Source organism: Pseudomonas sp. ICMP 10191 (assembly GCF_001467335.1).
Classification (GTDB): Bacteria; Pseudomonadota; Gammaproteobacteria; order Pseudomonadales; family Pseudomonadaceae; genus Aquipseudomonas; species Aquipseudomonas cerasi.
In genome coordinates, this window is the sequence record NZ_LKGW01000040.1 from 1 (window position 1) to 501 (window position 501).

Annotated in this window: 1 protein-coding gene; it reads right to left on the minus strand. The window is 57.1% G+C overall.

The features are described 5' to 3' along the window. Positions 1-112 precede the first annotated feature (112 nt). Positions 113-501 (minus strand): hypothetical protein (locus tag AO388_RS29550; RefSeq protein ID WP_058416133.1); only part of this gene is annotated, 389 nt, incomplete at its 5' end.

Below are 501 nucleotides of genomic sequence, written 5' to 3' on the forward strand. Positions count from 1 at the left end.
CCCCTTCTGAGCATCGAGCCAGCTCGTGTCTTTGACCCACTGATCAAGCCCGGCCGTTTCCTCCGGTGTCAGCCATCCTTCCTTCACGTTTTTGGCGTAAGCCATCTGCTTATCAGAAACGAATAGCGCGCCCCAACCATCCACGCCTTGTGACGGAACAGCAATCGCCCCGGGATTGCCTGTAAGCAAACCAGACAGGCTCTGTGAGCGTGACCGCGCTTTTCTGAATGTCCTCGACGCAGGATCGGCTTGTGCAAGCATTGATAGCCATTGAGCGTTCGCTCGATAGCTTCTCGTAGTCAGCAATGATTGAGCGGATGTTCTGCTCTGAGCAACCTTGCGAAGCCCGACAGCCTTGCAGCTCATCAAGCAACCGCTGGGCCGAAGGGTGGTCAAGATTGTTGTACTGCGTACTATTAGCCGTCACCGCCGCTGCTGCCGATGCGTCCCCGCCCGTTGCGGCAGCAGTCAGAGCACCGATCAACTGCGAGGCAGTCATCA